The sequence below is a fragment of the Mycobacterium zoologicum genome (assembly GCF_020181635.2).
GTDB lineage: Bacteria > Actinomycetota > Actinomycetes > Mycobacteriales > Mycobacteriaceae > Mycobacterium > Mycobacterium zoologicum.
Window position 1 is genome coordinate 70,687 of record NZ_JAYJJS010000001.1, and the last position, 18,011, is coordinate 88,697.

18 protein-coding genes and 1 pseudogene are annotated in these 18,011 nt (G+C 69.4%); 10 read left to right on the forward strand and 9 right to left on the reverse strand.

The genetic code is table 11. The features are described 5' to 3' along the window. Nucleotide 1: 1 nt before the first annotated feature. The 4 genes from K6T84_RS00300 to K6T84_RS00315 are packed head-to-tail and all read right to left on the reverse strand — an operon-like array spanning nucleotide 2 to nucleotide 3,693. Nucleotides 2-841 (reverse strand): carbohydrate ABC transporter permease, encoded by an 840-nt coding sequence (locus K6T84_RS00300; protein ID WP_225401669.1) that lies wholly within the window; start codon nucleotides 839-841, stop codon nucleotides 2-4. Further along, nucleotides 838-1,722, reverse strand: a complete 885-nt coding sequence (locus K6T84_RS00305; RefSeq protein ID WP_224864967.1) for a carbohydrate ABC transporter permease — start codon at nucleotides 1,720-1,722, stop codon at nucleotides 838-840. Before K6T84_RS00305 ends, K6T84_RS00300 begins: the two co-directional genes overlap by 4 nt. After that, nucleotides 1,719-3,140: an extracellular solute-binding protein gene (locus K6T84_RS00310; protein WP_225401668.1), complete on the reverse strand. Its 1,422-nt coding sequence runs from the start codon at nucleotides 3,138-3,140 to the stop codon at nucleotides 1,719-1,721. The genes K6T84_RS00305 and K6T84_RS00310 overlap by 4 nt, the downstream gene beginning before the upstream one ends. Before the next feature lie 25 nt (nucleotides 3,141-3,165). Then, nucleotides 3,166-3,693, reverse strand: coding sequence for a YflT domain-containing protein (locus K6T84_RS00315; RefSeq protein WP_224864965.1), 528 nt, complete (start codon nucleotides 3,691-3,693; stop codon nucleotides 3,166-3,168). A gap of 176 nt (nucleotides 3,694-3,869) precedes the next feature. On the opposite strand from K6T84_RS00315, the gene K6T84_RS00320 reads away from it, so the two are divergent. Further along, nucleotides 3,870-4,403, forward strand: a complete 534-nt coding sequence (locus K6T84_RS00320; protein WP_304621328.1) for a DUF4190 domain-containing protein — start codon at nucleotides 3,870-3,872, stop codon at nucleotides 4,401-4,403. Nucleotides 4,404-4,416: 13 nt separating this feature from the next. Here the strand turns inward: K6T84_RS00320 and K6T84_RS00325 are convergent, their stop codons facing one another. Then, entirely contained in the window at nucleotides 4,417-5,382 is a 966-nt protein-coding gene (locus tag K6T84_RS00325) for an HpcH/HpaI aldolase/citrate lyase family protein (RefSeq protein WP_225398951.1), read from the reverse strand. 24 nt (nucleotides 5,383-5,406) lie between these two features. Between K6T84_RS00325 and K6T84_RS00330 the strand changes: the two are divergent. The 4 genes and pseudogenes from K6T84_RS00330 to K6T84_RS00345 form a co-directional block, all read left to right on the forward strand. Next, a pseudogene (locus K6T84_RS00330) lies at nucleotides 5,407-6,703 on the forward strand (magnesium transporter MgtE N-terminal domain-containing protein); the annotation flags it as partial. Beyond that, nucleotides 6,702-7,232, forward strand: coding sequence for a DUF1003 domain-containing protein (locus tag K6T84_RS00335; protein WP_225398949.1), 531 nt, complete (start codon nucleotides 6,702-6,704; stop codon nucleotides 7,230-7,232). The pseudogene K6T84_RS00330 and the gene K6T84_RS00335, both read left to right, overlap by 2 nt. 107 nt (nucleotides 7,233-7,339) lie before the next feature. Beyond that, nucleotides 7,340-8,692 (forward strand): lytic transglycosylase domain-containing protein, encoded by a 1,353-nt coding sequence (locus K6T84_RS00340; RefSeq protein ID WP_408066032.1) that lies wholly within the window; start codon nucleotides 7,340-7,342, stop codon nucleotides 8,690-8,692. Between the two features lie 49 nt (nucleotides 8,693-8,741). Then, nucleotides 8,742-9,893, forward strand: a complete 1,152-nt coding sequence (locus K6T84_RS00345) for an Mrp/NBP35 family ATP-binding protein (protein WP_225398948.1) — start codon at nucleotides 8,742-8,744, stop codon at nucleotides 9,891-9,893. On the opposite strand, the gene tatB is transcribed toward K6T84_RS00345, so the two are convergent. The 4 genes from tatB to sigE all read right to left on the reverse strand — a co-directional run bounded on the left by tatB (nucleotide 9,890) and on the right by sigE (nucleotide 13,147). Further along, on the reverse strand, nucleotides 9,890-10,276 hold the full coding sequence (gene tatB / locus K6T84_RS00350; RefSeq protein WP_225398947.1) for a Sec-independent protein translocase protein TatB: 387 nt from the start codon (nucleotides 10,274-10,276) through the stop codon (nucleotides 9,890-9,892). The genes K6T84_RS00345 and tatB overlap by 4 nt on opposite strands. Next, a complete protein-coding gene (gene htrA / locus K6T84_RS00355; protein ID WP_225398946.1) occupies nucleotides 10,277-11,776 on the reverse strand; it encodes a serine protease HtrA in 1,500 nt (499 codons plus the stop codon). It lies immediately after the preceding gene. A 63-nt stretch (nucleotides 11,777-11,839) separates the two neighbouring features. After that, the gene (gene rseA / locus K6T84_RS00360; protein WP_225398945.1) at nucleotides 11,840-12,253 is read right to left on the reverse strand and encodes an anti-sigma E factor RseA; all 414 of its coding nucleotides are present in this window, start codon (nucleotides 12,251-12,253) and stop codon (nucleotides 11,840-11,842) included. A gap of 111 nt (nucleotides 12,254-12,364) precedes the next feature. Beyond that, nucleotides 12,365-13,147, reverse strand: coding sequence for an RNA polymerase sigma factor SigE (gene sigE, locus K6T84_RS00365; RefSeq protein WP_225398944.1), 783 nt, complete (start codon nucleotides 13,145-13,147; stop codon nucleotides 12,365-12,367). 190 nt (nucleotides 13,148-13,337) lie between these two features. On the opposite strand from sigE, the gene K6T84_RS00370 reads away from it, so the two are divergent. The 5 genes from K6T84_RS00370 to K6T84_RS00390 all read left to right on the forward strand — a co-directional run bounded on the left by K6T84_RS00370 (nucleotide 13,338) and on the right by K6T84_RS00390 (nucleotide 17,988). Then, complete coding sequence (locus tag K6T84_RS00370; RefSeq protein WP_225398943.1) at nucleotides 13,338-14,000, forward strand: O-methyltransferase; 663 nt, start codon at nucleotides 13,338-13,340, stop codon at nucleotides 13,998-14,000. Between the two features lie 144 nt (nucleotides 14,001-14,144). After that, nucleotides 14,145-14,777, forward strand: a complete 633-nt coding sequence (locus tag K6T84_RS00375; protein ID WP_225401667.1) for a TetR/AcrR family transcriptional regulator — start codon at nucleotides 14,145-14,147, stop codon at nucleotides 14,775-14,777. Beyond that, nucleotides 14,770-15,672, forward strand: coding sequence for an ABC transporter ATP-binding protein (locus tag K6T84_RS00380; RefSeq protein WP_225401666.1), 903 nt, complete (start codon nucleotides 14,770-14,772; stop codon nucleotides 15,670-15,672). Before K6T84_RS00375 ends, K6T84_RS00380 begins: the two co-directional genes overlap by 8 nt. Beyond that, nucleotides 15,669-17,303: an ABC transporter permease gene (locus K6T84_RS00385; RefSeq protein ID WP_225401665.1), complete on the forward strand. Its 1,635-nt coding sequence runs from the start codon at nucleotides 15,669-15,671 to the stop codon at nucleotides 17,301-17,303. Before K6T84_RS00380 ends, K6T84_RS00385 begins: the two co-directional genes overlap by 4 nt. Before the next feature lie 10 nt (nucleotides 17,304-17,313). Then, nucleotides 17,314-17,988: a methyltransferase family protein gene (locus K6T84_RS00390; RefSeq protein ID WP_225401664.1), complete on the forward strand. Its 675-nt coding sequence runs from the start codon at nucleotides 17,314-17,316 to the stop codon at nucleotides 17,986-17,988. Nucleotides 17,989-18,011 lie beyond the last annotated feature (23 nt).

An 18,011-nucleotide genomic window follows, 5' to 3' on the forward strand; every position in this document is an offset into this window, starting at 1 on the left:
CCTATCCCTTCACCGCACCGGAGGTCAGCCCGGCCACGATTCGTCGTTGGAAGATTAGAACAAAGATGATGATGGGCACCGTGATCACCATCGCTCCGGCGGCGATGGATCCGGTGGGCTCCTCGAACTGCGAGCTGCCGGTGAAGTTCGCGATCGCCACCGGCGCGGTGATCGAGGCCTCGGTCGCGGTCAGCGACAGCGCCAGCAGCAGGTCGTTCCAGGCGAAGATGAACACCAGGATCGCCGCGGTAACGATTCCGGGTGCGGCCAGTGGCGCGATCACCTTGCGGAACGCCTGGCCCGGAGTGGCGCCGTCCATCTTGGCCGCCTTCTCCAGGTCCCAGGGGATCTCGGAGAAGAACGCCGACAGCGTGTAGATGGCCAGCGGCAGCGCAAAGGTGATGTAGGGGATGATCAGGCCTGGCCAGGTGTCGAACAGACCCGTTGCCCGCTCGATGTTGAAAAGCGGTGTCACCAAAGAGATCTGCGGGAACATCGCGATCAGCAGGGCGGCACCCACCAGCAGCTGCTTGCCTGCGAACTCCAGCCGTGCCACCGCGTAGGCGGCCATCGCTCCGATCACCACCGCGATCACCGTTGTGATCAGCCCGATACCCACCGAGTTGACCAGTGCGGACGCGAACGCCGACCCGGTGCGGCGACCGCTGAAGATCCCGCGGTAGTTGTCCAGGGTCACCGACGACGGAATCAGCTTGCCGTCCTTGACCGTTGACGTCGACTTCAGTGACAGCGACAGAATCCACAACACCGGCACCAGCGCATAGGCCACCACGGCCACGTTGATGATCAGCCACGCCGCGCGGCGGCGAACGTCTGTCATTTCTGGCCCGATCCCGGTGCCGCGGCACCGAACAACTTGACGAACACCACCGCGATCAGTGCCACGCAGACGAAGATCAGCACCGAGATCGCCGAACCCAGACCCACATCGAAGCCCTTGAACAGGTTGTCGTAGCCCAGGATCGACACCGATCCGGTGCCGTTGGAGCCGCCAGTGAGCACATAGATGTTGTCGAAGATCCGGAACGCGTCCAGCGTGCGGAACAACAGCGCCACCAAGATGGCGGGTTTCATGATCGGCAGGACCACCTTCACCAGTCGCCGCCAGGCGCCCGCGCCGTCGATCTGCGCCGCCTTGAGCAGGTCATCGGGCACCAGCGCCAATCCGGCCAGCAGCAGCAACGCCATGAACGGCGTCGTCTTCCAGACCTCGGCGGCCACGATGACGGCCAGCGACGGCAGCTGGTGGGTGAGCGGGGCGCTGCCGGCGGGCAACAGATTCGCCAGGTATCCGGTGCCGGGCGTCCAGGCGTAATACCAACTGTAGGCGGCGGCCACCGTGACGATGCCGTAGGGCACCAGCACCGCGGTACGCACCAGCCCCTTGGCGAACAGACTGCGGTGCATCACCAGTGCGAGCGCCAGCCCCAGCACGAATTCGATCGCCACCGAGACCACCGTGATTCCCAGCGTCACGCCGAACGCGGTCCACCAGTAGGAGTCGGTCAGCGTGGTCTGGTAGTTCGCCAGGCCGACGAACGCGGTGTCGCCGGGGTTGGCCAGGTTGTAGCGCTGCAGACTCAGCCAGATCGCGTAGCCGATCGGGTAGGCGGTCACGGCCAGCATCAGCAGTGCCGCGGGTGCGACCAACAGCACGGCCAGCCGCCGCTGCGAGGCGGCGTCGTCGGCGCGGGGGGTCACGGAATCAGCCCCTTGCCGTCGATGGCCTTTTGTACCTGGACGGCCAGCTCGTCTGCGGTGCGCTCCGGGTCGATCGCGGTGATGGGCGCCAGCGTCGCCGAGATCCGGGTCGACACCGCCTGATAGACCGGCGTCACCGGGCGCAGCGCGGCGTTGGTGAGCTGGTCGCGGATCATCTTGTGCTGCGGGTACTTCGCCTGGAACTGCGGGTCGGCGTAGACCGAGGCGCGCACTGCGGGCAGGCCGCCCTCGATGGCGACGTATTTCTGGTTGGCCGCACTGCGCAGGCAGCGCACCGCGTCGAAGGCCTGTGCGCGGTGCCGGGTGGTCCGCGCCACCGCCAGGTTCAGCCCGCCCAGCGTCACCTTGGCCGGGTACCCCTGCCGCACAGCCGGATACGGCGCGAATCCGAGCACGCTGCGGCTGGCGTCATAGGCGATCCGGTACTGGGAGTCGGTGGGCACGAACGCACCGACGTCGTCGACGCTGCCGGCCAGGTCCGGATTGTGCTGCAGCGGCAGGAATCCCACCCCGCCTTTGACCGCGTTCTCCAGCATCGACGGCAGCACGAACGGCCAATTGACCTCCAATGCCGCCTTGCCCTGCTCGAACGCCAACCGGGCGGTGCCCTCATCGGTCTGGGTGATCGACGGGTCGGCTCCCGGCGCGGTGGCCACCGCCTTCATGACTCGCAGTGCCGCGACGGTGGCGTCTCGGCGTTCGGCGGTGTCGGTCAAGGTGACGGTCTTGCCGTCCTCGGCGAGCACGCGTCCGCCGGCGCTTTCCAGCAGCGTGTTGAACCACACCACCAGGCCCTCATACTGCTTGGCCTGCACCGCGATCCAGCTCGGCTCGCCCGCGGCATGCAGTCGGGCGGCCTGGGTGACCAAGGCGTCCCAGGTGGTGGGCGCCGCGGTCATCAGGTCCGGCCGATACCACAGCAATTGGGTGTTGGTGATCGCCGGCGCGGCGTAGAGCCGCTGGTGCCATCGGGCGGTCGCCAGCGGCCCCGGCAGGGTATCGGCGACGGCGTCGGCCTCGGCGAGTCCGGCGGGATCGTCGGAGAGCGGCAACGCCCAGCCGGCCTCGGCGAACTCCGCCGTCCACACCACATCCAGGCCCATCACGTCGAGGGTCCGGTCATTGCCGGTGAGTCGGCGGGCCAACTGCAGACGCTGGTCGTCGGCGGCTCGCGGCAGGCTGACCTGGGCGACGCGGTAGCGGCCCGCAGCCTGTTGGCTGCAGCGCCGGGCGATCACGTCGAAGGTGGCGGCGTCGTTGGCCGGGGTGTACACGCTGATCACCGGGGCACCGGACGCCTGATCACCCGAGCCGCAAGCCGCTGCGGCGGTGGCGACGGTCAGACCGGTCAGCGTGACCGCTCCCAGCCGGCGTAGACAACCGCGCCGACTCGCCACGCCACGACTCCCTCCGCGAGAACTCTTAAAGAGTCAGCTTAGCCAAGAGGTCGCGGCCCTGCTCAGCGCTCTGCGGGTCGCACAGCACGTCGTAGCGGCCCGCGACCAGCTGCATGGTGGAGCTGAAATCCCTTGTGCCGCGTGCCATCGCATACGGCACCGAGGAGGTGATCAAGCCGAAGAACACCCCGGCGATCAGGCCGGTCACCAGCGCTTGAGTCAGGTTCTCACTGAAAATGCCCAGCACCAGGCCGATGAACAGGCCCAGCCACACCCCCGACAGCACACCGCCGCCGAGCACCTTGGGCCAGGTGAGCCGGCCGGTGACCCGCTCAACCTGCATCAGGTCGACGCCGACGATCGTCACCTGATGCACTGGAAACTGCTGATCGGACAGGTAATCCACCGCACGCTGCGCCTCGGCGTAGGTGGGGTAGGCACCGATCGGCCACCCCTTGGGCGGGGTGGGTAACCGGGCCACATCACGGTGTGCCGGGCCGGCCGCCGCACCGAGCGGATCAGGACCTTGTCCTGGCTGGAACGGGCTGGTCATGGGCTTGTACGCTCCTCACTCCGGGCGGCTTTCGGACCGGCGAGCATCAGGCAGCCCCCGGTGCATCCGCTAGGTTGAACAGCATGACAGCTCCCGGCGGAGATTCTGGCGAGAATCCACCAGGCAACCCCGACCAACCCTGGGCCGCCGGGACACCGAGACCCGAACCGGGCGGCGTGCCCTACCCTTCGGACTTCGATCCGTACCCCCCGGCGCCCGGCTATCCGCCCGCCGGCTTTCCGCCCGCCGAGTTCCCGGCGGCGGGTTTTCCGCCCGCCGGCTTTCCGCCCCCGGGTCCGCCGCCGCCCGGCTACGGCCCGCCCTCGGGCCCGCCACCCGGCTACGGCCCGCCCCCAGGCCCGCCCCCAGGCCCGCCACCCGGCTACGGTCCACCTCCGGGCCCGTCCTCGCCGTATGGCCCGCCCGGCTTCGGCGCCCCGCCCGGATACGGCGCACCGTATCCGGGCGGCTACTACAACCCCGGCCAGGCGCAGCGCACCAACGTCCTGGCGATCAGCTCGCTGGTGGCCTCGCTGCTGGGCCTGTTGTTCTGGCCGCTGGCGCTCGTCGGTGCCGTCCTGGGCGTGGTCGCGATAAGCCAGATCAAGCGGACCGGTGAAGCCGGGCACGGAATGGCGGTGGCCGGTACCGCAGTCGGCGGCGCGGCTGTGGTGCTGTCGTTCGTCCTGGCCATCGCCACACTGCACTGACCCGGCTCACCCCTTAGGTCGGAGGCTCAAACGGCGCCGTCTGCCGGCGCATCCCGGCCGCCCGGCCCTTGCCGGCCACCACCAGCGCCATCTTGCGGCTGGCCTCGTCGAGCATCTCGTCGCCGAGCATCACCGCGCCGCGCGCCCCGCCGGCCTGCGAGGTGTGCCACGCGTAGGCCTCCAGGATCAGCTCGGCGTGGTCGTACTCGGCCTGGCGTGGGCTGAAGATCTCATTGCCGGCGGCGATCTGGTCGGGGTGCAGCACCCATTTGCCGTCGAAGCCCAGCGCGGCCGACCGGCCGGCCACCCGGCGGAACGCCTCGACGTCGCGAACCTTCAGATACGGCCCGTCGACCGCGGCTATCCCGTGGGCGCGGGCGGCGACCAGGATCGTCATCAGCACGTGGTGGTAGGCGTCGCCCTCGGTGTAGCCCTCGGGCTGCTCGCCGACTTCCAGGGTGCGGGTGTTGAGGCTGGCCATCAGGTCGGCCGGGCCCAGGACCAGTGCCTGTACCCGCGGGGCTGCGGCGATCGCGTTGATGTTGGTCAGCCCGCGGGCGTCCTCGATCTGGGCGTCGATGCCGATCTGGCCGGCCGGCAGGCCGTGGACGGTCTCCAGTTGGGTGAGCAGCAGGTCGAGCGCCTGCACGTGGGAGGCCTCGGACACCTTGGGCAGCACCACGACGTCGAGGCGGGTCCCTGCGGCACCGACGGCTGAGACCACCTCGATCAGGTCGGCGTGAGTCCATGCGGTGGTCCAGTCGTTGACGCGCACCCCGATCAGCGGCGCGGACCAGCCCGGCGCCGCGAGCGCTTCGGCGACCCGGGCCCGCGCCTGCTCCTTGGCGGCCGGTGCGACGGCGTCCTCCAGATCGAGGAAGATCTCGTCGGCGGGCAGAGCCTTGGCCTTGTCGATCATCTTGCTGCTGCTGCCCGGTACCGACAGGCAGGTCCGGCGGGGCCGATATGCGTTGGTCACCCAATCACTCTTACCCTTTCAACCATGGCGTCGAACAACAGGGTTTATGCGGCGCGGCTGGCACGAATGTTGGTCCTGGGCGCTTCCGGCGAATCCGTCGGACGGGTTCGCGACGTCGTGATCAGCCTCAGCATCGTGCGTCAACAACCGCGAGTTCTCGGCCTCGTCGTCGAATTGCCCACGCGCCGAAGGATTTTCGTACCCATCCTGCGCGTCGCGGCGATCGAGCCGCATGCGGTCACACTGAACACCGGGACGGTGTCACTGCGCAAGTTCACCCAGCGGCCCGGCGAGGCGCTGGTGCTGGGCCAGGTGCTCGACACCAAGGTTCGCATCACTGACCCCGAACTTCCCGAGCTGGCCGGCGTCGACGTGACCGTCACCGATCTGGCCATCGAACAGAGCCGCACCCGCGACTGGCTGGTGACGCGCATCGCGGTGCGGCACTCGCGGCGGTTGGGCCGTCGTGCCGCCGTGCACACCGTGGACTGGCACAACGTGCAGGGCCTGACCCCGTCGGCGCTGGCCATGCCCGGCCAGGGTGTGGCCCAGCTGCTGCAGCAGTTCGAGGGCTGGCGGCCCATCGAAGTCGCCGACGCCATCCGTGAGCTGCCGCCCAAGCGGCGCTACGAGGTGATCAGCGCGATGGACAACGCGCGGCTGGCCGACATCCTCCAAGAGCTGCCGGAGGAACGCCAGGCGGCGGTGCTGGTCCAGCTGGGCACCGACCGCGCCGCCGACGTGCTCGAGGAGATGGACCCCGACGACGCCGCCGACCTGCTGGGTGCCATCAACCCCAGCGAAGCCGAGGCACTGCTGGCGCGGATGGACCCCGACGACTCCGATCCGGTGCGCCGGCTGCTGGAGCACTCCCCCGACACCGCCGGTGGCCTGATGACCTCCAACCCGGTGGTGCTGACCGCCGACACGTCGATCGCCGAGGCGCTGGCCCGGGTGCGCGACCCCGACCTCACCCCGGCGCTGTCGTCGCTGGTGTTCGTCACGCGCGCCCCCACCGCCACCCCGACCGGCCGCTACCTGGGCTGCGTCCCGTTGCAACGGCTGCTGCGCGAACCACCGGCCGACCTGATCGGCGGGATCGTCGACTCCGATCTGCCGGTGCTGAATCCGGAGGTTGCCCTGGCGGAGCTGACCCGCTATTTCGCCGCCTACAACCTGGTCTGCGGGCCGGTGCTCGACGAAGAGTTTCACCTGCTGGGCGCGGTCACCGTCGACGACGTGCTGGATCACCTGCTGCCGCATGACTGGCGTGAAACCCCCGAGCCCGACCTGGGGCCGAAACTTGCCGGGAGGCCCTCGTGACCGATCGCCCGGGATCGCAGCGGCTGTCCACACCGCGCACCTCGCGGCTGCCCGGCCTGCGGATGGACCCCGACGCGCTGGGCCGGTTCACCGAGTCGGTGGCGCGGTTCTTCGGCACCGGCCGTTACCTGGCGATCCAGACGGTGCTGGTGGTGGGCTGGATCTTGTTGAACATCTACGCGGTCAGCCTGAAGTGGGACCCCTACCCGTTCATCCTGCTCAACCTGGCTTTTTCCACCCAGGCCGCTTACGCGGCGCCACTGATCCTGCTGGCCCAGAATCGGCAGGAGAACCGCGACCGGGTCAGCCTGGACGAGGACCGGCGGCGGGCCGCCCAGACCAAGGCCGACACCGAATATCTGGCCCGGGAGCTGGCGTCACTGCGGCTGGCGGTCGGTGAGGTCCCCACCCGCGATTACCTGCACCACGAACTCGAGCGACTCCGCGAGGTGCTGGAGGCGTTTCGCCCGGAGCCCGAGATCGTCGATGACGAGCCGGCAGCGCCGCAATCCGGCAGACCAAACTGAGCATCCACTGGCGCGGATAGCCTCACCAGCGGTACCGGCGTTGGGTATGGTGACGTAGTTCACGAAGCCCGTGACGGGTTTCATCACCGCGAACGAGGGGCGAACGAGTGCCGACAGGGGGGACCGCAGCGGAGGGGCAGCTACCCCGCGCGGCCAAGTGGCGCAGGTCAGCGCGCGCTGCCCTGCGTCCGGCGTTCGGCCTGACCTTCATCACCCCGCTGGTGTTCGCCGGCGCGGTGGGCGCCACGCCCCGGTCTGTGACCGTCCTCCCGCTGCGTACCGCGGCGGTGACGCCGCTCGCGGCCTCGGTGAACACCGGCTCCACCGCCAAGAGCTCCCCTGGCCCGGCGGTGGTCGCGGTCCGCCGCCCCCCGCAGGCGAACCTGCACGTGGCCGCGGGGGCACTGTCGGTGCAACCGGCGGCGGTGGTCTTCTCGCCCGGCACGCTGGGCATCCCCAAGACCGCCCTGGCGGCCTACCGCAGCGCCGAACATCAGATGTCGGTGGCGGCGCCCGAATGTGGGATCAGCTGGAATCTGCTGGCCGGTATCGGCCGCATCGAATCCAGCCACGCCAACGGCGGAGCCACCGACGTGCACGGCACCGTACTGCAGCCGATCTACGGCCCGACGCTGGACGGCACCCTGCCGGGCAACGAGGTGATCGTCGCCAACACCGCCACCCCCGGACGGGTCGTCTACGCCCGTGCCATGGGCCCGATGCAATTCCTGCCCGGAACGTGGGCGCGCTACGCCGCCGACGGCGACGGTGACGGAAGGGCCGACCCGCAGAACGTCTTCGACGCGACGCTGGCCGCGGCGCGCTACCTGTGCAGCGGCGGGCTCAACCTGCGCGAGCACTCCCAGGTGCTGACCGCGATCCTGCGCTACAACAACTCGATGGCCTACGCGGAGAACGTGATGGGCTGGGCGGCTGCCTACGCCACCGGTGTGGCACCGGTGGATCTGCCGCCGATCGTCGGCCCGGCGCCGCCGATCGCCGACCTTCACCTGGAGCACCTGGAGAACCCCGAGGGCCTGGGACCGGGATCGCCGCTGAACCTGCACGGACTGTCCTCGGTCGATCCGACGGCCGGGTCGTCGGTGATCGACCTGGGCCAGTCCACCGCGGAGAACCCGCTCACCAACCAGCCGTGGGTGCCGCCGTGGATGACCCCCGCCGAGCCGGCGCGTCCGACGGTGGCCTGCCGCATGATCTGCTTGGAGCCGCAGGCCGGGACGGCGGCGCAGGCCGGTCCGGGACCGCAGGTTCCCGAGGCACCCCAGCCGTTCGCGCCCCCGGAGGCAGCCCCGGCCCCGGCAGCGCCAATGCCGGCGTATGCCGTGGCGCCCGCGCCGATCGCGACCCCGGACGAGCCGCCGGCCATGCCCGCTCAGGCTCAGGCCCCCGCGCCGAATGACGTTCCGCCGAACGGCCCGCAGGCCGGCCCGCCCGCTTGACCAAGATCACTCTCGGGGTCTGGCAAGCCCTGGCTTAGACTCATCTGTGATGGCAACTCAAGACGACACCGCCGCCCTGCACACCGCGGTCTATGCAGCACTGGGCACCGTGCTCGACCCCGACATCCGGCGTCCGCTCACCGAACTCGGCATGGTCAAGAGCATCGAGATCGCCGATGACCACAGCGTTCACGTCACCATCTACCTGACGATTTCCGGCTGTCCGATGAAATCGGAGATCACCAACATGGTGACCAACGCCGTCAACGACGTGCCCGGCACCGGACCGGTGAAGGTGACCCTGGACGTGTTCAGCGACGAGCAGCGCGCCGAATTGCGCAAACAGCTGCGCGGTGACGCCAAGGAACCCGTCATTCCGTTCGCCCAGCCCGGTTCGCTGACCAAGGTGTACGCCATCGCCTCAGGCAAGGGCGGGGTCGGCAAGTCCAGCGTGACGGTCAACCTGGCCGTGGCACTGGCCGAGCGCGGCCTGTCGGTCGGTGTGCTCGACGCCGACATCTACGGCCACTCGGTGCCGCGGATGATGGGCGTGACCGCGCTGCCCAGCCAGGTGGACTCGATGATCATGCCGCCGATCGGCTTTGGCGTGAAGGTCATCTCGATCGCGATGTTCACCAAGGGCAACACCCCGGTGGTGTGGCGCGGCCCGATGCTGCACCGGGCGTTGCAGCAGTTCCTCGCCGACGTCTACTGGGGCGACCTGGACATCTTGCTGCTGGACCTGCCGCCGGGCACCGGTGACATCGCCATCTCGGTGGCCCAGCTGGTGCCCAACGCGGAGATCCTGGTGGTCACCACCCCGCAGCAGGCGGCCGCCGAGGTGGCCGAGCGGGCCGGGGCGATCGCCCTGCAGACCCGTCAGCAAGTGGTGGGTGTGGTGGAGAACATGGCCGGGCTGGCCATGCCCGACGGGTCCACCATGCACCTGTTCGGCGAAGGCGGCGGCGAGCGGGTGGCCGAGCGGCTGACCCGGGCGATGGGCCGCGACGTGCCCCTGCTGGGTCAGGTGCCGATCGACACCGAGATGGTGACCGGCGGTGACTCGGGCGCGCCGGTGGTGCTGTCGCCGGATTCGCCGGCCGGCAAGGAGCTGCGCCGGATCGCCGAGCAGCTGTCCACCCGCAGCCGCGGCCTGGTCGGGATGTCACTCGGCCTGAACACCGGCAACACCCAGCGTTAGGTCGCGTCGGCGTCGAACGGGGCCGGCCCGCGCAGCTTGGGCGCCCCAGACGGCGCGGGAGCCGGCGCCGCGAACGGATTCTCGGCCAGTGAACCGACCGCGGTGAACACCGAGTCGTCGCCGTCGAGCAGATGCTTGGTCAGCGCGGCCCGCGGCGTCATACCGCGCAGTTTCTGCAGCTCGTTCAGCGGCGCCCGCAGGTCCTCGAACTCCGGGCCGATCTCCTCGCGCAGCTGATCGGTGGCCGTGGTGACGTAGTCGCGGGCCTGGCGCAGCGCGCCGGCGGTCCAGCGGATGGCGCCGGGCAGCCGCTCGGGGCCCAGGATCACCAGGCCGACCACCACCAGGACCAGCATCTCGCCCCAGCCGACGTTGGCGAACATCTATCCGTCGCCGGTGGGAGTCACGTTCAGCGTGACGTGGCGGCCTTCGCGGACCACCTCGACGGGCGCTTCCTTGCCGATGGTCAGCTGGCGCACCGCGACCACGAACTCGTTGGCGTCAGCGACGGTGCGGTCACCGATCTTGACCACCACGTCGTTCTCCTGGATGCCGCCCTTCTCCGCCGGGCCGCCGACCTTGACGTTGGCGATCTGCGCGCCGGAGGCGATGGCGTTGCTGACCGATCGGGCGCTGACCCCGAGGGTGGCGTGAACGATCTTGCCGTCCTTGATCAGCGCGTCGGCGACGGTCTTCATCTCGTTGACCGGAATGGCGAAGCCCAGCCCACTGGCGCTGTCGGACAAGGACTTTCCGGCGGTGTTGATGCCGATCAGCTGGGCGTCCATGTCGATCAGGGCGCCGCCGGAGTTGCCGTGGTTGATCGAGGCGTCGGTCTGGACGGCGTCGATGACGGTGTCGGTGTCGGACTCCTCGCCGGAGAGCGGCACCGGCCGGTGCACGGCGCTGACGATGCCGTGGGTGACGGTGCTGCGCAGGCCCAGCGGGGCGCCGGCGGCGATCACCTCGTCACCGACCCGGATCTTGTCGGAGTCACCGAGCCGGGCCACCGACAGGTTGTCGACGTTGTCGACCTTGAGCACGGCCAGGTCGGTCTTGGGGTCGCGGCCCACCAGGTTCGCCAGCACCTCTTTGCCGTCGTTGAACACCACGGTGGTCTTGAACTTGCTGGGGTTGCTGGCCGCTTCGGAGATGACGTGGTTGTTGGTGACGATGTAGCCCTTGCCGTCGATGACCACACCGGAACCCTGCATACCCGCGTCATCGCTGACCGATTCGATGGTCACCACCGAATTGGCGATGGCCTCGGCGACCTTGGCGAACCGGCCGGCCGGCTCCTCGGCGTTGCCCTTGGTCGACAGCGTGACCTTCGAGGTGGTGAACGCCTCGACGACCTGGGCGGTGGTGCGCCCGACCCAGCCCCCGACCATGCCGATCGCCAGCGCGATCGCGGCGAGCACCCCCAGCGTGCGGTAGGACACCCGGTCGCCGAACAGCACGTCGCGCACCCCGAGCCGGCCGCCCACGTCGCCCACCGCGCGCGGCGGCGGCGGAACCACGGCCGGTGCGCCCAGGCCGGCGCCGGCCGCCGGGTCACGCCACGGGTCCTCAGGCGCGGTGCGCCCGTTGCGCTTGCCGTTGCGTTCGAGCGCGCCGGCGTCGGCGGGATGGCGCTGCAAGGACGAGCCGGAGCCGAAGGGACGGCCGAAGGCCTCCTTGAGCACCGGGTCCGGCGGCAGATCACGCGGGGTGAACTCACCCTGATCCCGGTAGTGCTTGGGCCGCACATCACCGGGGATGAACGATCCGGGCACGCCGTCGGGACGGCCGAAGGCCTTCTTGGACGCGTTGTCCACGGGGGGCCGGTAGACAGGCCGCGGCGCCAGGCGGTTACCGCCGGCGTTGTCGTTGTTGGAGCTCACCTAATCCTCTTCCGGGTCCGCCCCTGGGTGGGCTGTCCAGGCGCCGAAGGCACTGGGTCCACCTTACCGACGTTTACGGCGATCTTCCGGTTTGCCGTCGGTGAACCGGGCCGGCATCGGGGTGGTCGGGTCCTCGGGAGGACATTCCGGAATCTGCGAGAGCAGGCCCAGCAGCGCCGACGGAATCCGGATCGGGTGCGAATCCCGCAATGCCGAACGCGCCCTGCCCTGATACTCCACTTCGGCCGCGCAGTCCGGGCACAGCGACAGGTGGTGGGCGGCACGCAGATGGGCGTTCATCCGCAGTTCGCCGTCGACGTAGGCGGCGATGGCCTCGCTGCACAGATGCTCGGTGGAGCCGAACTGACGCGGGGCCCCCACCGGCGCATCGCTCTGGGAGGCGAACTGGGAGGGCAACCAGGAGAACGCGCGACGGAAAACACCACCCCGGTCCGTCACACCGGACTCCTCTCCCATCACCAACCGCGCCGATCGGCAGCACCGAAATTTAAGACCTAATAAGAATGTAGCGCGATATCACGCGTCAACGCGTAAAGCAGTGCCCAGCGCGGGCCGATGCGGCGGGCCTCAGCCGGCGGCGATGCCGCCCAGCGCCGAACCGTCACGCTGACCGGGACGGTCGGCGAGGTAGTCGCGCAGGGCCTGGCGACCTCGGTGGATGCGGCTGCGCACGGTGCCCAGCTTCACCCCGAGGGTGGCCCCGACCTCTTCGTAGGACAGACCTTCGATGTCGCACAGCACGACCGCGGCCCGGAACTCCGGCGGCAGCGAGTCCAGCGCGGCCTGCAGGTCGGGGTCAAGCCGGGCGTCGTGATAGATCTGCTCGGGGTCGGGCTCGTCAGCCGGGACCCGGTCATAGTCCTCGGGCAGTGCCTCCATGCGGACGCGCCCCCGCTTGCGGACCATGTCCAGAAAGAGGTTCGTGGTGATGCGGTGCAGCCAGCCCTCGAAGGTTCCCGGCTGGTAGTTGTGCACCGACCGGAAGACCCGGATGAAGGTCTCCTGGGTCAGGTCCTCGGCGTCCTGCTGGCTGCCGGAGAGCCGGTAGGCCAGCCGGTACACCCGGTCGGCGTGCTGGCGGACCAGCTCATCCCAGGACGGCATGGCAGCCGAGTCGCCGGTGGCGTCGAACACCGCGGTGCCCTGCGGTTCCTCGGACGGCACCACCCAATCGTTGTCGCTGTAGCGCTCCGAGTGCGTGGTCGGGTGCGACATGGCGACCGGGGGCAGCAAGGTGGTTATGTCGAGTTCCTTCGCGTCAGGGCCGCCGTCGGGTGACGACAACGCATCATGTGGGCCAACGCCCGAACGGCCCGTCGTATTCCGAAGCCGGCTGCTACCTCGCTCCATGCCCGATACCGTTCCGTACCGCCGTATGCCCGCTCTGTGTTGCCACTGAACGCCGACTGTGAACTCACGTTCGAATATCCCGCGCACTGCGGTTATGGGCCTCGGTAACGGTTTGGACACGGCTTCGCGCCGGGCGTGTCGAGCCGGTGTCTGCGCGCCGCCGCGCGACGGTGTGTCCTAGGCTGCGGTCATGGCCAGCACCGATGACACCTCCGGCCCGACGGCCAGCCGGGCCGACGCCCTGTTGGCGCACGCCGAGGGCTCGATGTCCGAAGACGCGGTGCTGGCGGCCGCCCGGGACCGGGCCGGCGAGATCGGCGTGACGTCGGTCAGCGCGGCGGTGGGTGCGATGTTGAGCCTGCTGACCAAGCTCAGCGGCGGTAAGGCCGTGGTCGAGGTCGGGACCGGAGCCGGCGTCAGCGGGCTGTGGCTGCTGTCGGGAATGGGCGAGGACGGCGTGCTCACCACGATCGACATCGAGCCCGAACACCAGCGCACCGCCAAGCAGGCGTTCGGCGACGCCGGAATCGGGCCGTCGAGAACCCGGTTCATCAGCGGCCGCGCCCAGGAGGTGCTGACCCGCCTCGCCGACGAGTCCTACGACCTGGTGTTCGTCGACGCCGACCCGATCGATCAGCCCGAATACGTCCACGAGGCCGTGCGACTGCTGCGCCCGCGCGGCGTGGTCGTGGTGCATCGGGCCGCGTTGGGCGGCCGGGCCGGAGATCCCGCGGCCAACGACGCCGAGGTGGTCGCGGTACGCGAGGCGGCTCGGCTGATCGCCGAGGACGAGCGGCTGACCCCGGCACTGATCCCGCTGGGCGACGGCCTGCTGGCCGCGGTCCGCGACTGATTCCCCTTTCCCCCTTTCCCCGTTCTGCCGAGCGTGCAGAAACGTCCGCCAAAACCACAGGTGGTTCCGGACGTTTCTGCACGGTCGCGCCGGGGGGCCGGAGATACTTGACGCTGCACTGAACGTGTGTTTAATCTATTGAACATGCGTTCAGCCGACTTGACGGCCACCGCCCGCATCCGCGACGCGGCCATCGAACAGTTCGGGAAGCACGGCCTCGGCGTGGGGTTGCGCGCCATCGCCGAGGCCGCCGGGGTCAGCGCCGCGCTGGTGATCCACCACTTCGGGTCCAAGGACGGGCTGCGCAAGGCCTGCGACGCCTACGTCGCCGAGACCATCAGGATCGACAAGACCGAGGCGATGCGCTCGGCGGACCCGGCCACCTGGTTCGCGCAGTTGGCCGAGATCGAGACGTACGCACCACTGATGACCTACCTGGTCCGCAGCATGCAGGACGGCGGCGACCTGGCCCGCACCATGTGGCGGCAGATGATCGCCAACGCCGAGGAATACCTCGACGAAGGCGTGCGGGCCGGCACCCTGCGGCCCAGCCGCAACCCCAAGGCCCGCGCCAGATACCTGGCGATGGCCGGCGGCGGCGCCTTCCTGCTGTACCTGCAGATGCACGACAACCCGACCGATCTGCGGGCGGTGCTGCGCGACTACGCCGGCGAGATGGTGCTGCCCGCACTGGAGATCTACACCGAGGGCCTGCTGGCCGACCGGACCATGTACGACGCCTTCCTGGAAGCCGAACAAGGGGGAACAGATGACTGACAGTCGTTGGCCCGCAATCGAAATCCGCGGACTGGAGAAGAGCTTCGGCGCGGTGAAGGCACTCGACGGGCTGGACCTGACCGTGCACGCCGGTGAGGTGCACGGGTTCCTCGGGCCCAACGGCGCCGGAAAGTCCACCACGATCCGCATTTTGCTGGGCCTGGTCCGGGCCGACAGCGGGACAGTCCGCCTGCTCGGCGGGGACCCGTGGACCGACGCAGTCGACATTCATCGCGAGATCGCCTACGTACCAGGAGATGTCACCCTGTGGCCGTCCCTGACCGGTGGCGAGACCATCGATCTGCTGGCCCGGATGCGGGGCGGCATCGACGAGAAGCGCCGCCAGGAACTGGTGGAGCGCTTCGACCTGGACCCCAGCAAGAAGGCCCGCACCTACTCGAAGGGCAACCGTCAGAAGGTCTCCCTGATCTCCGCCTTCTCCTCACCCGCCCGGCTGCTACTGCTCGACGAGCCCAGCAGCGGGCTGGATCCGCTGATGGAGAACATCTTCCAGCAGTGCGTCGCCGAAGCGAGCCAACGCGGCGTCACCGTGCTGCTCTCCAGCCACATCCTGGCGGAGACCGAGCGACTGTGCCGCCGTGTGACGATCATCCGGGCCGGCCGCGTCATCGAAAGCGGCTCGCTGGACTCGCTGCGCCACCTGAGGCGCACCTCGATCGAGGCCGACCTGCTCAGCGACCCAGGCGATCTCACTCGCATCCCGGGTGTCGGCAACGTGCACTACAGCGGAACCGTGCTGCACGCGCAGGTCGACAGTGCCAGCCTCGGCGAGCTCATCCGGGCGCTCAGCGTCGCGGGTGTACGCAGCCTCACCAGCCAACCGCCCACGCTGGAAGAACTGTTCATGCGCCACTACGACACGGTGCAGGCGTGACCACCGTCGCGCTCGAACGCCCGCACCGGTCACCACAGCACCGGCCGGAGCTGGTGGGCACCGGCGCGATGCTGCGCCTGTATCTGCGGCGCGACCGGATCGTGTTGCCGCTGTGGGTGTTACTGCTGTCGTTGCCGCTGGCCAGCGTCTACATCGCCAGCATCAAGGCGATCTACCCCACCGCCGCCGACCGCGCCGGCCTGGCGGCCACGATCATGGCCAGCCCGGCCCAGCGCGCCGTGTACGGGCAGGTCTACAACGACACCCTCGGGGCGGTCGGCATCTGGAAGGCCGGAATCTTCCATCTGCTGATCGCGGTCGCGGTGATCCTGACCGTCATCCGGCACACTCGCGGCGACGAGGAGACCGGCCGTACCGAACTGATCTCCTCGACCGCGATCGGTCGCTACGCCGGGCTGACCGGCGCGCTGCTGCTGGCCGCAGCGGCGGCGGTAACGACCGGGGTGATCGGGACTCTCGGCCTGCTCACCACCGGCGTACCGGCGGCCGGATCGTTCGCATTCGGTGCGGCGCTGGCCGGCTCCGGGCTGGTGTTCGGCGCCGTGGCCGCAGTCGCCGCACAGCTGTCGGCGAGCGCACGTGTCGCCCGCGGCGCCGCCTTCGCCGTGCTGGGGGCCGCCTTCACCATTCGCGCGGTCGGCGACGCCGGATCCGGTGCGCTGTCGTGGCTCTCACCGCTGGGCTGGTCGCTGCAGGTCCGACCGTACGCCGGTGACCGGTGGTGGGTGCTGATCCTGCACCTGGTGACCGCGGCCGCGCTCACCTGGCTGGCCTACCAGTTCGCATCCCGCCGCGATGTCGGCGCAGGGTTGCTCGCCGACCGTCCGGGACCGCGCCGGGCGGCGCCGACGCTGGCCGGTGCCTTCGGCCTGGCGTGGCGGCTCGACCGCGGCGCCCTGGCGCTGTGGACCACCGGTCTGGTGTTCTACGGTCTGATGATCGGCAGCGTGGTGCACGGGATCGCCGACGAGGTCGGCAGCGACAGCGCGCGTGACGTGGTGACCCGGCTGGGCGGCAGCCAGGTGCTCGAGCAGGCGTTCGTCGCGGTGGCCTTCTCGATGCTGGGCATGGTGGGCGCGGCGTTCGCCGTCTCGCTGGTGCTGCGGCTGCACCACGAGGAGGCCACCGGGCGTGCCGAGACGCTGCTCGCCGGATCTGTCAGCAGAACCCGTTGGCTGGCAAGCCATCTGGTGATCGCACTGGGCGGCTCGGCTATGGCGATACTGGCCGGCGGCGTGGTGGCCGGGATCGTCTACGGGCAGGCGGCCGGCGACATCGGCGGGCACTTGGGCCAGGTGCTCGGCAGTGCCGCCGTGCAGCTGCCGGCGGTGTGGCTGCCACCGGCGGTCACGGTCGCGTTGTTCGGGCTCGCACCGAAGTACGCCCCCGCCGCCTGGGGGGTGTTGATCGGCTTCATCGCGCTGTACCTGCTCGGCACGTTGTCTGGGCTGCCGCAGTGGGTGCTCGACCTCGAGCCGTTCACCCACATCCCGTTGGTGGGCTCCGACGCCGGCTTCAATGCGCTTCCGCTGGTGGCGCTGTCGGCGATCGACGCCGCGCTGATCGGGCTGGGTCTCTGGGCATTCCGCCGCAGAGATCTGACATTGTGAGGAGGAAGCCATGAAAACCATTGGCAAGGGACTTCTTTCGGCGACCGTGGGCCTGATCGCCTTCGGGCTGTTGCTGTTCGTGCCGGCCGGAACGCTGCACTACTGGCAGGCCTGGGTGTTCCTCGCGGCATTCGCCGTGTCCACCTGGATTCCCAGCATGTACCTGATCCGCACCAATCCGGCCGCACTGGAGCGCCGGATGCGCGTCGGACCCGCGGCCGAGACGCGGCCGGCGCAGCGGATCATCATCGCCGTCATCTTCGTCTGTTTTCCGGCCATGTTCGCCTTAAGCGCCCTCGATCATCGACTCGGCTGGTCGACGGTGCCGACGCCGGTGTGCCTGCTGGGCGACGCCCTGGTAGCGGCCGGGCTGCTGCTCGCCATGGCGGTGGTGATCCAGAACGGTTATGCCGCAGCCAATGTCACGGTTGAGGCGGGCCAAACGCTGGTGTCGACGGGACTCTACGGCGTGGTGCGCCACCCGATGTACACCGGCAACGTCATCATGATGATCGGCGTCCCGCTCGCACTCGGCTCCTACTGGGGGCTGGTATTCCTGGCGCCGGGGCTGATCGTGCTGGTGCTGCGGATCCGCGACGAGGAAGAGCTGCTGAACCAGGAGCTGGCCGGATACCGCGACTACACCACGCGGGTGCGATACCGGCTGCTGCCCTACGTGTGGTGATCGAAGAGAGGCGCGCGTGAACG

Coding starts and splice junctions, on each gene's coding strand:
- sigE (WP_225398944.1), bottom strand. CDS start 13,147: ATGGAGCGAGGTAGCAGCCGGCTTCGGAATACGACGGGCCGTTCGGGC.
- K6T84_RS00345 (WP_225398948.1), top strand. CDS start 8,742: ATGGCAACTCAAGACGACACCGCCGCCCTGCACACCGCGGTCTATGCA.
- K6T84_RS00315 (WP_224864965.1), bottom strand. CDS start 3,693: ATGACCAGCCCGTTCCAGCCAGGACAAGGTCCTGATCCGCTCGGTGCG.
- tatB (WP_225398947.1), bottom strand. CDS start 10,276: ATGTTCGCCAACGTCGGCTGGGGCGAGATGCTGGTCCTGGTGGTGGTC.
- K6T84_RS00390 (WP_225401664.1), top strand. CDS start 17,314: ATGAAAACCATTGGCAAGGGACTTCTTTCGGCGACCGTGGGCCTGATC.
- K6T84_RS00370 (WP_225398943.1), top strand. CDS start 13,338: ATGGCCAGCACCGATGACACCTCCGGCCCGACGGCCAGCCGGGCCGAC.
- K6T84_RS00300 (WP_225401669.1), bottom strand. CDS start 841: ATGACAGACGTTCGCCGCCGCGCGGCGTGGCTGATCATCAACGTGGCC.
- rseA (WP_225398945.1), bottom strand. CDS start 12,253: ATGGGAGAGGAGTCCGGTGTGACGGACCGGGGTGGTGTTTTCCGTCGC.
- K6T84_RS00380 (WP_225401666.1), top strand. CDS start 14,770: ATGACTGACAGTCGTTGGCCCGCAATCGAAATCCGCGGACTGGAGAAG.
- K6T84_RS00375 (WP_225401667.1), top strand. CDS start 14,145: ATGCGTTCAGCCGACTTGACGGCCACCGCCCGCATCCGCGACGCGGCC.